We start from the raw sequence: 15,229 nt of genomic DNA on the forward strand, positions 1-15,229 counted from the left end.
AATTCAGAATTTAAAAATAGAAAAAAGAAATGTAAGGAACTAAATTTTAGTAAATTTTAACAACAAAAAATGCCTGAAAAACTTCTTTTCAAGCATGATTTGTATATGATAATTCAAGAAAATTATCTCTTAGCGCGTGATGCACTTACAGTTAATCTCTTTCTGCCTTTAGCTCTTCTCGCAGCCAAAACTCTTCTTCCATTTGGCGTAGACATTCTTTCTCTGAAACCGTGTTTGTTTCTTCTCTTTCTTTCTGATGGCTGGAATGTTCTTTTACTCATTACTATTATATTTAAATCGTAATTATCTATTTATTTTTCAGGTTGCAAAGATATGGTTTTTTTTAAAAGTTACAAATTTTAATTACTTTTTTTTAAAATTATTCGAAATGTTTTTTAATCGGCTGCTGATAAAAGCCGGCTGTAAATCATATTCTTTATATTCAAAAATTAATGGTAATGTTTATTTAAAAGCTTTATCTTTGGAGACTCAAATTTAAACAAAAATAAACACGCATGATGTTTACACCGACGGAACTTTTAGAAATTAATACACTCCTCTCTCCGGAAAGCAAAATAGTTATTCTAACGCATTATAATCCTGATGGAGATGCTATTGGTTCCAGCTTTGGGTTAAAACATTATTTAAAAGCCAAAGGGATTCATGCTGAGGTAATTGTTCCGAATGATTTTCCGAAATTTCTGAAATGGATGCCTGAATCCAGAAAAGCAATCATTGCCGAGTATAAAAGAAAAGTGGCTTTTGATCTGATCAGTGAAGCGGATGTTATTTTTTGTTTAGATTTTAATGCCCCTTCAAGGATTGGTATTGTAGGTGACTGGCTAATTAAAGCTACCGGAAAGAAAATCCTTATTGATCATCATCAGCAACCTGAGCCGTTCGATTATGTGTATTCGGATACCGTTATTCCGGCTACCTCTCAGATGATTTATCATTTTATTGAAGCCTTGGATGATGAAAAGCTGGTGAATAAAGATATTGCTGAATGCCTTTATACAGGTATTATGACGGATACCGGAGGGTTTCGTTTCCGCTCCACAAGCGCAACTACCCACAGAATTATTGCCAATTTAATTGAAAAGGGGGCGGATCCTTCCATGATCACCTCTAATACTTGGGATACGAATACGGTTTCCCGCCTTCATTTACTTTCTTTAATTTTAGGACGAATTGAAGTGGTTCATGACGGAACTGTTGCTGTTTTATCCTTAACAAGAAAAGAATTACAGCAATATGGTTTCCAGAAAGGGGATACGGAAGGTTTTGTGAATTATGGACTGAGTATTATGGGCGTAAAAATGTCCGCTTTCTTTATGGAAGATCTTTATGAAGACTTTATTAAAATTTCATTCAGAAGCAAAGATGATGTGGATGTGAACCAATTCTCCAGAAAATATTTCAATGGCGGAGGTCATATTAATGCCGCCGGAGGCAAATCCTATGAATCTTTACCGGATACCATCGAAACATTTAAGAAAAGGGTGGAAGAATTTCAGCTGTAATTATATTTTAGTATATCCCTTTTCTTCCAGTTCCTTACAGGCATATTCGTAAACTTCCCTGAACATTTCATCAAGATTTCTTTTATTGAAAAGGCTGAACTTGGTCATTTTCGGAGGATCTAGGAAAATATCGCAGGATTTTGCTTTGGAATAAACCGATTTGGCAATGGCAAGGTGAAGAATTCTGTCGAATTCCTTCATTAAACTCATATTCTTAAGCTCGTCGTAACTAATTGAGTTGACATGCGAAGCTATTAAAAGATCACATTTGTCAATAATAGGTTCAATAGGCAGATTGTCCAGAACACCTCCGTCAACATATAATTTTTCTCCGATTCTTACGGGAGGAAGTACGAAAGGGACGCTTGAAGAAGCTAAAAGCGGTTCGAAGAGTTTTCCTTCCGAAAAAAAATCAACAATTCCGTGGGTAAGCTCTGTTGCTGCTACGTAAACCGGGATTTTTAGAATGCTGAAATTATCTTCAGGAAAATGATCTCTAAACAGCTTTAAAATAAAACTGGAGCTGAAAATTCCATTTTTCGAAAGTCTCAGATAAGATCGTGAAAAGAAAGTGGTCTGCTTTACAATCTCTATCATCTCATCCGGCGTTTTTCCTAAAGAATAAAACGCTCCGATGATAGATCCTGCGCTGGTGCCTGAAATTATATGAGGCTTGAGATTATATTCTTCCAGTGCTTTCAAAACGGCGATATGGGCAATTCCCCGCATACCTCCTCCGGAAAGTGTCAAACCGATTACCGGTTTCTTTTTTTTGAAAGAAAACAGGCCCATGTATTAAAGAACTAGTTTTTTCGGCATATTGTGAAGAAGCTCGGTATTGATGATTTCTGCACAGATGCAGGGTTTTTCCCAATGCCCGTTATGTCCGCAATCCAGAACGTAAGACTTGATGTTGGTTCTGTCCGGGAGATTTTTAATAGTGTTCTCTGTTTTTACGGCATTGTCATGTTTGCCTGCTAATACTAAGATTTTAGCCTCAAGATTTTCCAATACATGTTTTTTATCCGTTCTCTCCACCATACCTTTCACACAAGCTAAAGCGCCTAAATTATTGGTTGAAAGTGCAACTTGTAAGGCTGTTTCTATTTTTCCTTCCAGGATATCTCTTTCGTTAGGATTGAATAAATTCGGAATTCCTGCCCTCGCATAATTGGAAAATGCTTCTTTGATGATCCTGTAGCTTTTGATACGTTGCTGCTTTTTCTCTTCATCATCGGGAAAATAGGTGGAAAAGAACAGGGTAAGGCTTTTAAGTGTTTCAGGGTACTTTTCGGCAAAAGCAAGGGAAGTGTAGCCACCCATTGAATGTCCCAGCAAATGTATTTTGGTAACATTCTGATCATCTAAAACTTTCTTTACTTCATCTGCCATCAGTTCCATGGTATGAACTTCTGCTAGAATATCGGATTGTCCGTGACCCGGAAGATCAATCTTTAAAAGAGAGAAGTTCTCAGAAAGATGTGGCTCCATATCGTTCCATATGGAGATGTTTTCCATGAAACCGTGAAGCAGTACCAGTATTTCTTTTCCGTTTCCTTTTCTTTCAAAGTTTAGCATGATCTCAAAATTAAATGTGGAATATGAATATGATCTGCAAATCCTGAACCATTCAGGGTATACCGGATAAAAACAGATCTCTCAAATTTAAGTAAAAAAGAGCATTTTAAAAATGCTCTTTTCTCTTATTTTGTCAGTTCGTTATAAATTTTTTGTTCCCATGGCTTGATATCGGTGACTCCATAGCGTTCTTTTTTAGCAATAGAGACATTATCCAGCATGTCTACGAAATTTTTATAGCTGGACTCATCGGTTGGCTTTATAATAATCGTGAAGTTTTCCGGCTTCGGAGCATTTTTATAAGCTTCTGCAATCAATTTTGGTACATTCATTCCGCTAAGATCAGTTTCTTTTAAATTCCCTGTGTTTAAATTCTCTGCAGAGTTTTGATGATAAAATATGCGATCATCTTTTCCAAGAATTAAAGTAATTTGATTTTTTTCGTTAATAGGTGGGGTATCGATAGGAATAGGCCCTGGATCTTTTGCAGGCAATCCCAAATCCATTACGTTGGGTTTTGTAAAATTGGTTGTGAACATGAAAAAGGTGATCAATAAAAAACCTAAGTCTACCATTGGAGTCATATCGATACGGATCAGTTTTTTTCTTTGCTTTCCGCCTTGTTTCTCTTGTGCAATAACTTCAGCCATAATAATATTTTTTAAGGTTAAACAGTATATGATTATATCTTGAATGTATACAAAGTCAATGCCTAAAATTTAAAAATGGCAATAAAAATTTAATTTTATTAAATTGTTAATATGCAAAAGCCTTACTAAAAAGAAAATTCATAAGGTTTTATAATATTTTAAGAATATGGAATTTATTTTCTGATAATTAATTTTTCAGAAAGAATATTTTTTTCTTCATTGTCAATTTGAATGATATACACTCCGTTTGCAAATGCTGAGGTTTCAATGGAAATACTTTTCTGAGAATATTTTTTGCTGAAAACTATTCTTCCTACAGTATCAAAAATAGTCACTATGCTTTGTTTCGGAAGGTGATTGATATAGACAAAATCTTTTGTCGGGTTGGGATACAATATTGGTTTTTCAGAAGCATTATTCTCCATGGTTCCTAATTCTTTAGATCCGCTTAACTTTAAAATCCAAAAATCAAATTGTCCATGGTTTCCGGTAACATCCCCGCTATTGGGATTTGTGTTTGAATATCCTGCTACAGCTAATCCACCATCCGTGGTAGAAATAATGCTATAAGCTGCCTCATTTCCACTTCCGCCATATGATTTATGCCATAATAAGTTTCCTAAAGTGTCTAATTTTACTATCCAATATTGTGTGGAAGCTAAAGGCTCAGATTCGGCAACTCCAGTATTTGAAGAGAGGTATCCTGTAGCGATATAGTTTCCGTCCGGTGTTTGCTTTACTGAATAAGCCTGATCATAAGTAAGGCTTCCCAGAGCTTTTTCCCATTGTAGATTACCTAATGCATCCAGCTTAATAATCCAGAAATCTCCTTGTCCGTTATTAAAACTTATATTTCCATTGATAGAAGTAGTAGTACCCGATACAATGTAACCGCTGTCTGAAGTTTGACTTATGGAATAAGCATTATCTTCTCCGGAACCTCCGAAACGTTTTTCCCATGTAATATTACCTGTACTTCCGAGTTTTACGATCCAAAAATCTCGTCCTGATCCGAAGGCGGTACTAGATATGTCTCCGCTGTTTGAAGAGTAGGTGTCTCCCGATACAATATAACCTCCGTCACTGGTCTGCTGAATTTCAAAAGCTCTTTCATTACTGGTTCCACCAAGAGCTTTTTGCCATTGCAAATTTCCTGAAGAGTCTAATTTTACTACCCAGTAATCGGTTGTGTTTTGACCGTGGTTTCCGGTAATGTCTCCATTGCTTGAACTCGAATATCCAGTTACAATATATCCTCCGTCGGTAGTTTGCTTCACAGAGGTTGCAATGTCTTGAGCTTGGCCACCATATGTTTTTTGCCAGACTATATTTCCGAGTGCATTTAGTTTTACAATCCAGTAATCTGAAGATCCTTTGTTCAGGGTAATGTCTCCATTAGAGGAATTGGAGAATCCTGCGACAACATATCCTCCGTCTGAGGTAGTACAGATGGAGTTTGCCTGATCGTCGCCAGATCCGCCAAGAGACTTTTGCCACTGAAAAGTTCCTAAAGCATCCATTTTCACTACCCAGAAATCATTATCTCCCTGATTTATCGTTGCATTTCCATCAGAAGATTTTGAAAATCCAGCAGTGATGTATCCTCCGTCCGGAGTTTGTACAATAGATTTTGCCGTTTCGTTATTTGATCCCCCAAAAGATTTTTGCCATTGGATAGTCGGAATCTGAGATTTTGCAACGGATGAGAGCAATAAAATTAAAAGAATAGATTTTAAATATTTCATTATTGATGTTATATGATTGTTAGTTACTTAGACACTATTCTTAAAATTATTAAAAAAAGATATTCATTGATAATTAATTTAGTAAGTGTATATGTTTTTCTAATAAGTGTAAAAAAAGCCTTACCGGAAAGGCAAGGCTTGGAAATATTTTTAAATAAAAGGATTATTTATTCTGCTTGTAATAATTCACTCCGCATTCTAAGAATTTCTTGAAATCTTCTTTAGGCATGTACCCGGAAACCGGAGTATTGATCACTTTTCCGTCTGGAGTTACAAGAACATAGTGTGGTTGGGAATTATTATTGAAATTCACCTGTTGGAACAAGCTCCATCTGTCACCGATTGTTTTCACTTTCTTTACCTGTCCGTCTCCTAAATCAATTTTAGTTTTTTGCTCTTCAGGGAGCTCTTCCTTGTCATCAACATAAAGGGAAGCCAACACCACATCATTTTGAAGGATAGGAAGGATGTCCGGCTCGCTCCAGACAAATTCCTCCATTTTCCTACAGTTTTCGCAACCGTATCCCGTGAAGTCTATAAGAATGGGTTTGTTTTCCTGTTTAGCAATAGCGATAGCTTTAAAGAAATCATGCTCAGGATGCATTCCCAAAATACCATCTTTTTCATCGTGAAAATAGCTCACATTCAATGGGGGCAGAATTCCACTTAATAATTGCAGTTTCGGTCTGTCTGAAGGAATTAATCCCTGGATCAGATAGATTACAAAACCAATTCCCAAAGCTCCCAAGATCTTTCTTGTGATAGAAATTTTCGGCTTCTTGTCATCATGCGGAAATCTTATTAATCCGAATAAATACAAAGCCAATCCAATGGCAATGATAATCCAGATCACAATGAAGAGTTCTCTTTTCAATAAGAATGTTTTAGAAACAAGATCAGCCTTTGATAAGAATTTTAAAGCTAAAGCCAGTTCCACAAAACCAAGAACCACTTTTACCGTATTCATCCATCCTCCGGATTTCGGAAGACTTTGTAAAGCTTGCGGGAATAAAGCTAATAATCCAAAAACAATAGCCCAGGCCAATCCGAATCCTGCCAACGCAAAAGTAAGCAGCATCGGTACATTGGCAGAACCTGTAACCGCACTTCCTAATAAGCTTCCTAAAATAGGACCCGTACAAGAGAAAGAAACGATGACCAACGTTAATGCCATAAAGAAAATACCGATCATTCCGCCGGCTTCCTCTGCTTTAGAAGATTTATTCGCTATAGAGCTTGGTAAGGTAATATCATAATATCCAAAGAAGCTTCCTGCGAAGAAAATGAATATGATGAAGAATACGATATTCAGCCATACACTTGTAGAAATTTCGTTGAATACATTTCCTGCAATTCCATCAATCAGATGAAAAGGAACACTCAGTAAAACAAAAATCAAAAGGATGAAGAACCCGTAAATAAGAGCGTCTCTTTTTCCCTTTGCCTTGTTTTTATTTCCTTTGGTAAAGAACGAAACCGTTAGCGGAATCATTGGGAAAACACAAGGTGTTAATAAAGCGATTAATCCTCCGATAAATCCTAAAAACAAATACGTCCAGTAGTTTTCATCAACCTTTTCAGAAGCTGTTCCGCAGTTCGTTAAAGGCTTTTTGAAATCTAAAGTTTCAATTTTCAGTTGTTTTGGATCCAATTGGGAGTTTTCTGTAACCGTTACCGTTGCATTCGCTGGAGCAACAACAGTCACTTCTGCAGATTTTACCGAATCCTTTGCCACTTCCGTTTTGGTTTCATCGGTTTCTTCCGGAGCACCTTTTGGAGTCACTTTTTGATTAAACTCTAATGTATTCGGAGCTAAACAAACCCTGTCGTCACAAGTCTGATAGGTAATTTCAGAAGTTACGTCGGCAGGTTTTGCGGGGTCTTTTAATTTGAATTTCTGTTTGAAACCGGCAGTATTGGAATAATATACAATTGTACCCCCGAAAGCTTCGGAGAATTCTTCATGTTTTTTACCAACTTCCGTGAACTTTCCGATCAGTTCTATATTTTGCCCTGAAACTTTGTATTCAGTCGGGATTCCGGTATCGGGAGGTAAATCTTTGGAGTAGATATGCCATCCGCTTTCCATAGTGGCATTCAAAACAGCTTCATACTGATTGTTGCCTAAATCGTTGATCGTGAATTTGAATTTTACAGGATTTTTTATCTGTGCATTGATTCCTGTTGCTAAAAATACCAGGATTAATAAAAACCAGTTTCTGAATTTCATTTTACTTTTCATTAAAAATTTTGAGAATATATTTCGTCTTCTCATCCTTCGCGTATCTTCTGTCCTGCCTGAAAGGGATAATTCCAAGAACATTATCGTTGCTGTCCGTCAGCAACCAGATTTTTTGCTTCGCTAAAATAGATAATTTTTCGTCCCTAAAAAACTTAGAGACCTTCTTTTTGCCTGAAAATCCCGAAGGATAAAAAATATCTCCTTCCTGCTGCTGCCTTAATTGCAGTGGGAAACGGAGTTTATCGGCATCAAAATCCCATTCAAAAGTCTTATTGATTTCTTCAATGTCTTCAATAATGTCTTTTAGGTTCATATTGATCTGGTCCCCGGTAAAATCAAAGTCCTCGATCAGAATTATTTCATCTTTGGGTTTTCTTTTTACATTTCTGTTGAAGAAAACCAGTTCATCTCTGCCGATTTTCAATTCAAAGTCATTGGAAAAAAAAGAACTCCCGTTTTCGGCTTTAAAAATTTTAGGAATCTCTTCTTCTCTGTCAAAGCCATATTTTTTTAAAATTTCGAATTGTACGAAATCACTCTCCAACTGCAACTTTTTTTTAGATAAGATAATATGACTCTGGTTAAATGTTGAAAGTTTTTTTTCTATTTCCCTGATCTGTTCCTGAACAAAATCTTTAGTCTGGTTCAGGTAAGAAATACTTTTTTTGAAATTTTCAAGAAAATGATCATTGGTTTCCAGAAGTTTTGGAACAATTTCATTTCTGATCTTATTTCTTAAATAATCATTTTTTTTGTTGGATAAGTCTTCACGATAATCAATATTGTTGATTCGTGCAAACTCATAAATTTCCTCTTTTGAAAATGGTAAAAGAGGGCGTAGAATCCTATTGTCATTAACCGGGATTCCGGATAACCCATTAATACCGGATGCTTTTGAAAGGTTTATGATGAATGTTTCAAGCTGATCGTTCAAATGATGAGCGGTAGCCAGAAATTCAAGGTTTTCTTTTTCCTGAATTTGCCTAAAAAATGCATACCGAAGTTCTCTGGCCCAAAGTTGAATAGAATTTTCCGGTTTCTGGTCTTTTTCTGAAACTTCGTACAGGTGAAATGGAATATGGTGTTTTTCACAGAAATCCTGAACTACCTTTTGGTCAAGGTCAGAATCCTCTCCACGAAGTTTATAGTTAATGTGAGCAACCTGAAACCCGAACCCCATATCTCGCATATTGTCTCTTATGCTCAGAAATAACGAAGCCAAAACCATAGAATCGGCTCCGCCACTCACGGCCAAAAGATAGGTGTGATTCTCAGGAGAATCGATAAGTTTTTTCAACTGATTTTTGAAACTTTTTCTTTCCAGCATGGAGGTGAAGAATTTCTTTTGTGCAAAGATAATCCATATAATTCAATTGAATTTCCCTAACTTTGATTCGTCTAAAACAGATTACTTATGAAGATATTTAAAATTTTAGCAGTTTCTGCAATGGTGTTGGGAATGACATCTTGTATCAGTAAAAAGCAATACGATGCTTTGAATACCAATTACAAGCAATGTATTGAAAATATTGGGGAAAGACAAAGAGAAATCCAGGATTTAAAAGCCCAGAACTCTACCCTGTCAGGAGAAAACAATCTATTAAAAAGTCAACATGATGCTCTGAAATCTTCTTTGGATGCATGTTTGGCCAACAGTGGGAAAAGTTCGGCTAATATTGATAAATTGGTAGGAGAGATCAATGCTTCCAATACTTATATCAAACAATTGATTTCCAGCAATGCTAAAAACGACAGCTTAAATTTAGCGTTATCCAACAAGCTGAAAAGATCTTTGGATAATGTGACGGATGAAGATGTTCAGGTGAAAGTTCTTAAAGGAGTTGTTATGATTTCCCTTTCAGATAAAATGCTATACAAAACAGGAGATTACAATGTTTTGCCTGCAGCACAGGATGTATTAGGCAAAGTAGCAAAAGTAATTAATGATTATGATAAATATTCGGTACTGATTGAGGGGAATACGGATAACGCGCCTTTAAACTCTGCTAATCTGCCAAGAGATAACTGGGATCTTTCTGCATTGAGAGGTACGGCGATTGCAAAAATATTACAGACTCAGTTTGGGGTAGACCCTTCAAGAATTACAGCAGGAGGACGTTCCGAGTACAATCCTAAAGCAACGAATATGAGTGTTTCCGGAAGAGCTGAAAACAGAAGAACGGAAATTATCATTATGCCTAAGCTTGATGAGTTCATGAAGCTGATGGATATTGCTCCAAAGAAATAATCTTACAGCCACTAAATAAAAATAATCCCGAAAAGCTTCGGGATTATTTTTTTCAATTAAATTAATTCTTCTTTTTTCAGTAAAGAAATAATTCTGTGAAAAAATGAATTGGATATTTCTGTTTTGTTTCCAGGGGAAGTAAGACTGTTTTTGCCTATAGGTCTTTTAATTTTCCGTTTGGTAGTTTTTTTTGCATCCATTATTAGTTGTTTGTGTTTTCAATTTGTACTGCAAATATATCACTTAATCTAGAAAAAAAACACCGTGTTTTTACGGTATTTTCAAAATACATTTTTTAGTGTTCCATTATATTTAGTTAAATTTGAATAACAAAACCAGTACAAATGAGTTTTTTTGAAGAAAAGAATCCTGAAATGGACAGGTATCTGGAAAGCCATGCTTCTTCTGAACCGGAAATCCTGAAAAAATTAAGAAGGGAAACCTTTCAGAAGACAACCCAACCGCATATGATTTCAGGATATCAGCAGGGAAGACTTTTAACAATGATCTCTCAGATACTGAAACCTGAAAATATACTGGAAATAGGCACTTTTACAGGATATGCCACACTTTGCCTTATAAAAGGACTTTCTAAAGACGGAAAAATAACCACGCTGGACGTGAATGAAGATTTGGCCTACCTTCCTCAAAAATATTTTGCTGAAAGTGAATATTCCGAACAAATTAATTTCAGATTACAGGATGCTAAAGAATTCCTGAAAGAAACTGATGAAATTTTTGATCTTGTTTTTATAGATGCAGATAAGGAAAATTATGTAGAATATTTTAAACTGATTAAACCCAGAACAAAATCAGGATCAGTGGTAATGTTTGACAATGTTCTCTGGTACGGAAAAGTTTTGGAGGAAAATCCCAAACAAAAATCAACTCAGATTATTAAAGAACTTAATGATTTGATTGCAAAGGATGATGATTTTGAAAATCTTATTTTACCTTTGCGTGACGGGGTAAATTTCCTTAGAAGGAAATAATAAAAGATTTAAAAATTAAAATATTAAGATTTTACAGTCTCTAATTTTTTAATCTTTAAATCATTCAATCTTTTAATAGATCATTAATGAATAAAGGAATTTGTATTGTTACGGTAGCACCGGTTCGTGCTGAAAATTCTGACAAGGCAGAAATTGTTACGGAAATTTTGTTTGGAGAAAGTGCAGATATTCTGGAAGTAAATAAAAACTGGACCAGGATAAAAATGCATTATGATGGTTATGAAGGATGGATGGATACGAAACAGATAAAACCTGTAACGGATGAAGAATTAGCCAACAGAAAAGTAACTCTTATCACTGAGGATTTTTCTTCCGTGATCATGAACGATGGAAAGACTTTACTTTCTATGGGTTCCGAAGTTGAATTCCCAGCCGTAGCATCAAGAAGAAGTCACGATGTTCGGGAAAGCATCGCATTAACGGCGAAAGAATTCATCAACGTTCCTTACTTATGGGGCGGGAAAAGTTTTTTTGCGGTGGATTGTTCAGGCTTTACCCAATTGGTGTATAAAATTCACAATATAAAGCTTCCCAGAGATACTTATCAGCAGGCTGAAGTAGGCGTACCTTTGAGTTTTGTCGAAGAAAGCCAGCCGGGAGACCTGGCTTTTTTTGAAAATGCTGAAGGTAAAATTATCCACGTAGGAATTATGCTTGACAATCATAGGATTATTCATGCTTCCGGAAAAGTAAGAATAGATACGTTGGACTCTACGGGAATTTTCAATAAAGAGCTGAATAAGCATACCCATAAACTAAGAGTGATCAAAAACGTGCTTTAATCATGAAGGTTTCCAGTATATTATTAGCGGTAAATATTTTTTTGCTTGTTTTCATCTGGATATTCACAGGGATAGAATATGCAGGGTTGCCTGAAATAGTACCTTCTCATTTTGCTGTAAACGGAACTGTAGACGGAGAAAGTGAAAAAAGAGCCATTTGGTTTTTACCTGCTATTGCCACCTTCATGTTTTTACTTTTTGTAGGAATTCCAAGAGATCCCAACTCTCCTTTACTGAATGTTCCGAAGAGTTATCGGAATAAAGAAAATTTAAAGATGCTTTTGTATAGTATATTGCTTCCCGTATTGCTTTTATTAGCAGATACAATTGTGGAAAGTATTTGGATTGCTCAAAGGAAACTGAAAGAAATGACGAATGCTGTCTTTGTTTTATTAAGCCTTTTATTTATTGTGATTGGGGTGAACATATTTTTTATGATTAAAAGCGGGAAACCTGAGAAATCTTAACCGATTATGATACATTCAAAAGGAAATGCTGAATATTACATTTGGGGAAATCAATGTGAGAGCTGGATCTTAAAAGACTCTGAAAATCTGTCTGTAAAGCAGGAGAAAATGCCCTCCGGAACTTCAGAAAAACTTCATTTTCATGAGTACGCAGAACAATTCTTCTATATTTTGAAAGGGGAAGCTGTATTTTATCTGAATGATGAAAAAATCTTCGTAAAAACTGGAGAAAGTATTTCAATATTGCCCGGGGCAAAACATTATATTTCCAATGAAGCATCCGGTGACCTCGAATTTCTGGTGATTTCCAGTCCGTCTACGAATAACGACAGAATTGAACTTATAAAATAGCTGAACATGTCTTTTCTATATACGCTTTTTATCAACCTCCTTATTTTCGGAATGAAAGTTTTCTCATGGTTCAATGAAAAAACAAAAAAAGGTGTCGAAGGGAGAAGACAATCTTTACATCGGGTAAAATCGGCATTTGCAAAATCAGATAAAGTGATTTGGATGCATGCAGCCAGCTTGGGAGAATATGAACAAGGACTTCCTGTTTTAGAAAGATTGAAAGAACTACTTCCTCAGCATAAAATTCTGGTAACGTTTTTTTCTCCTTCCGGATATGAAAATGTGATTAAAAAGAAACATTTGGCAGACATGATCTGCTATTTACCGTTTGATAAAAAAAGTACCATTCAGGAATTTACTTCACAATTTACTACAGAACTATTTTTTACGGTGAAATATGATTACTGGTACAATCTTCTGGATGAATTGAAGAAACAGAATGTAAAAACGTATGTTATTTCTGCCTTGTTTTATGATAGACAAGCCTTTTTTACTTCATATGGGAAATGGTTTGTAAAACAGTTGAAGAAAAACATAGACTGGTTTTTTCATCAGACGAAAGAATCTCTCTTATGGGCGAAAAGTATAGGCCTTACAAATTCATCTGTAGCAGGTGATACCAGATTTGACCGTGTAAAGCAATTAAGAGAGCGTGATAACCATGTGGATTTCATTAAAGAATTTATTGGGAATGAAAAAACGGTGGTTTTTGGAAGCTCTTGGCAGGCGGAAGAAAAGATTGCCGAAGAAGTGGTCAAAGGTAATCCGTATGTAAAGATCATTATGGCTCCCCATGACTTAAAAAGAGTTCAAAACCTGAAACAGATTCTTCCCGATGCATTGTTATATAGTGAGGTGAAGCAAAATAATATCCATGATTTTAATTCAAGAGTCTTAATTATCGATAGTATTGGTATATTATCAAAACTTTATTCTTATGCAGATATTGCTGTTGTGGGAGGTGGTTTTCATGATGCGGGGCTTCATAATATTTTAGAAGCTGCCACATTTGGTGTTCCGGTAATCTTTGGGAATCATTACAGGAAAAATCCGGAAGCAGATGAGTTGATTTCTGTGGATGGAGGAAAATCTTTTGAAAAAGAAGGTCTTGCGGCCGATTTTATATTCTTCCTTCTCAATAATCTGGAAACCCTTGAAAAGATGTCTGAAAATGCTAAAAAGTTTGTAGACGAGAAACCGGACTCTACAAAACTTATTTTGGAGAAAATACTATCTTAAATATCCCTGATTTTTGATTTCTTTCATAATCAGATCTAGATTGTCGGGAATATTTTCACATTTCAGCCAGTTAAGATCTAAGCTGTTGTTTGTACAAAGCTTCAGCAAATAATGATTATGATTTATTTTTTGATGCAATTCACTTAAAAGGTCATCAATTTCCAGCCAATAATCTTCATCCAGTTTTTTAATTAAAACTAAAGCCTTAAAAACTTTATTGATGAGGTAAATGTACAGTTTATAAACATTATCAAACCTTTGTCTGTTGAGGTCTCCGTTATTTTCTAAAACGCTGTTGATCAGTAAAATGTTAAGAGAAACTTCTCCGAATTTATCCGTGGTGATCTTTACGTGTTCCGTAATTTCAGCACTTATTTTCCGGATGATGCTCAGGAAATATTTTGAATTTCCTGTATATTTTGAAGCCAAAAGTGTTTTTTCACGGATATTTTCTTCCATTGCATCCCGTTTATCATCAGTGGTTTCCTTATCAATAAGCTCAAAATATAATTTTTTAGACAGGAGCTTATCCTTTTTCAATAACCTGAAAATAAGACGGTCTTTTTCTATAGAAGAAAAATTACTGAGTGCAGCTTTAAATTCTTTTGAATATTCCATCAATTAAAAATCTTAGAATATTTCATAAACCCGTTCATAGCCCAGTTGGCTGTATAATACAAAGATTTCAATGTAGAAAATCCCATAAAATCTTTATAAACCAGGTATTGATCTACAATGATATTCTTTTTCTTCCGTGAAACACTATTTTCGCGCATTCTGTATTTCGCAAGAGTCTGTGGTATAGGATATCCTTCCGGAATTTCTTTAAGCAGATTCAGCCACATCACATGGTCTTCACGCTTACTTTTTATAGGGAATAGAAATTTACCGACTCTTTTGGTGTCATACATCGTAGAAACCGGAGCCAGCCTGCAGGTTTTTAAAAGATTTGAAAAGGTAACAATTTTATCCGCCTGGAAATCTTTTAATACAGGCTGCAATTGCTCATTACATCTGGAATAATTGCAATAGACAAGTTCTACATGGTGGTCCTGCATATAATCTGTCATGACCTGCAAATATTCAGGGTACCAGAAATCATCAGAATCCAGGAAGGCAATATATCTGCCTTTTGCTCTTTCAAGGCTTTTATTTCTTGCATTTCCTGCACCGCCATTTTTTTCTAAAACCTGAAGCTTTATTCTCGGATCATTATATTGTCTGAGAATTTCTACCGTATTGTCTTTCGAAAGATCGTCCGTAATCAGCCATTCCCAGTTTTCATAGGTCTGGTTGAGAACAGATTGTATAGTTTCTTCTATAAATTCAGCCGAATTATAACAGGGAGTAATAATGGAAACAAGATCTTTCATTGAGTGTTTTCTACTTGG

Annotated in this window: 17 protein-coding genes; 7 read left to right on the forward strand and 10 right to left on the reverse strand. The window is 35.5% G+C overall.

Going from position 1 to position 15,229, the window contains the following annotated elements:
• Window positions 1-122: 122 nt before the first annotated feature.
• Window positions 123-281, reverse strand: coding sequence for a 50S ribosomal protein L34 (gene rpmH, locus BCF58_RS00355; protein ID WP_076443849.1), 159 nt, complete (start codon window positions 279-281; stop codon window positions 123-125).
• Window positions 282-518: 237 nt separating this feature from the next.
• Between rpmH and BCF58_RS00360 the strand changes: the two genes are divergently transcribed.
• Complete coding sequence (locus BCF58_RS00360) at window positions 519-1,523, forward strand: DHH family phosphoesterase (RefSeq protein WP_121459830.1); 1,005 nt, start codon at window positions 519-521, stop codon at window positions 1,521-1,523.
• Here BCF58_RS00360 and BCF58_RS00365 read toward each other — a convergent pair whose 3' ends face one another.
• The 6 genes from BCF58_RS00365 to tilS all read right to left on the reverse strand — a co-directional run bounded on the left by BCF58_RS00365 (window position 1,524) and on the right by tilS (window position 9,065).
• Window positions 1,524-2,315, reverse strand: coding sequence for a patatin-like phospholipase family protein (locus BCF58_RS00365; protein WP_121459831.1), 792 nt, complete (start codon window positions 2,313-2,315; stop codon window positions 1,524-1,526).
• Window positions 2,316-2,318: 3 nt separating this feature from the next.
• Window positions 2,319-3,101, reverse strand: a complete 783-nt coding sequence (locus tag BCF58_RS00370; RefSeq protein WP_121459832.1) for an alpha/beta fold hydrolase — start codon at window positions 3,099-3,101, stop codon at window positions 2,319-2,321.
• Window positions 3,102-3,226: 125 nt separating this feature from the next.
• On the reverse strand, window positions 3,227-3,751 hold the full coding sequence (locus BCF58_RS00375) for a biopolymer transporter ExbD (RefSeq protein ID WP_121459833.1): 525 nt from the start codon (window positions 3,749-3,751) through the stop codon (window positions 3,227-3,229).
• 173 nt (window positions 3,752-3,924) lie between these two features.
• Window positions 3,925-5,496: a T9SS type A sorting domain-containing protein gene (locus tag BCF58_RS00380; protein ID WP_121459834.1), complete on the reverse strand. Its 1,572-nt coding sequence runs from the start codon at window positions 5,494-5,496 to the stop codon at window positions 3,925-3,927.
• A 163-nt stretch (window positions 5,497-5,659) separates the two neighbouring features.
• Window positions 5,660-7,726, reverse strand: a complete 2,067-nt coding sequence (locus tag BCF58_RS00385) for a protein-disulfide reductase DsbD family protein (RefSeq protein WP_121460999.1) — start codon at window positions 7,724-7,726, stop codon at window positions 5,660-5,662.
• A 1-nt stretch (window position 7,727) separates the two neighbouring features.
• Window positions 7,728-9,065, reverse strand: coding sequence for a tRNA lysidine(34) synthetase TilS (gene tilS, locus BCF58_RS00390; protein ID WP_121459835.1), 1,338 nt, complete (start codon window positions 9,063-9,065; stop codon window positions 7,728-7,730).
• 87 nt (window positions 9,066-9,152) lie between these two features.
• Between tilS and BCF58_RS00395 the strand changes: the two genes are divergently transcribed.
• Entirely contained in the window at window positions 9,153-9,986 is an 834-nt protein-coding gene (locus BCF58_RS00395) for an OmpA family protein (RefSeq protein ID WP_121459836.1), read from the forward strand.
• 56 nt (window positions 9,987-10,042) lie between these two features.
• Here the strand turns inward: BCF58_RS00395 and BCF58_RS17305 are convergent, their stop codons facing one another.
• Window positions 10,043-10,186 carry a hypothetical protein gene (locus BCF58_RS17305; protein WP_170148954.1) on the reverse strand — a complete coding sequence of 48 codons (144 nt, stop codon included), beginning with the start codon at window positions 10,184-10,186 and terminating at the stop codon, window positions 10,043-10,045.
• A gap of 144 nt (window positions 10,187-10,330) precedes the next feature.
• Between BCF58_RS17305 and BCF58_RS00400 the strand changes: the two genes are divergently transcribed.
• The 5 genes from BCF58_RS00400 (at window position 10,331) to BCF58_RS00420 (ending at window position 13,838) form a co-directional block, all read left to right on the forward strand.
• A complete protein-coding gene (locus tag BCF58_RS00400; protein WP_121459837.1) occupies window positions 10,331-10,978 on the forward strand; it encodes an O-methyltransferase in 648 nt (215 codons plus the stop codon).
• Window positions 10,979-11,064: 86 nt separating this feature from the next.
• Window positions 11,065-11,781, forward strand: a complete 717-nt coding sequence (locus tag BCF58_RS00405) for a C40 family peptidase (protein ID WP_121459838.1) — start codon at window positions 11,065-11,067, stop codon at window positions 11,779-11,781.
• Between the two features lie 2 nt (window positions 11,782-11,783).
• Window positions 11,784-12,248: a DUF1648 domain-containing protein gene (locus BCF58_RS00410; protein WP_121459839.1), complete on the forward strand. Its 465-nt coding sequence runs from the start codon at window positions 11,784-11,786 to the stop codon at window positions 12,246-12,248.
• Between the two features lie 6 nt (window positions 12,249-12,254).
• The gene (locus BCF58_RS00415) at window positions 12,255-12,599 is read left to right on the forward strand and encodes a cupin domain-containing protein (RefSeq protein ID WP_121459840.1); all 345 of its coding nucleotides are present in this window, start codon (window positions 12,255-12,257) and stop codon (window positions 12,597-12,599) included.
• A 6-nt stretch (window positions 12,600-12,605) separates the two neighbouring features.
• Window positions 12,606-13,838 carry a 3-deoxy-D-manno-octulosonic acid transferase gene (locus tag BCF58_RS00420; RefSeq protein WP_121459841.1) on the forward strand — a complete coding sequence of 411 codons (1,233 nt, stop codon included), beginning with the start codon at window positions 12,606-12,608 and terminating at the stop codon, window positions 13,836-13,838.
• On the opposite strand, the gene BCF58_RS00425 is transcribed toward BCF58_RS00420, so the two are convergent.
• The gene (locus BCF58_RS00425; protein WP_121459842.1) at window positions 13,830-14,456 is read right to left on the reverse strand and encodes a deoxyuridine 5'-triphosphate nucleotidohydrolase; all 627 of its coding nucleotides are present in this window, start codon (window positions 14,454-14,456) and stop codon (window positions 13,830-13,832) included. The two genes, BCF58_RS00420 and BCF58_RS00425, sit on opposite strands and share 9 nt — an antisense overlap.
• On the reverse strand, window positions 14,456-15,211 hold the full coding sequence (locus BCF58_RS00430) for a glycosyltransferase family 2 protein (protein WP_121459843.1): 756 nt from the start codon (window positions 15,209-15,211) through the stop codon (window positions 14,456-14,458). The genes BCF58_RS00425 and BCF58_RS00430 overlap by 1 nt, the downstream gene beginning before the upstream one ends.
• Window positions 15,212-15,229 lie beyond the last annotated feature (18 nt).

Origin of the sequence: Chryseobacterium defluvii (genome assembly GCF_003634775.1) — a bacterium.
Lineage (GTDB): Bacteria > Bacteroidota > Bacteroidia > Flavobacteriales > Weeksellaceae > Chryseobacterium > Chryseobacterium defluvii.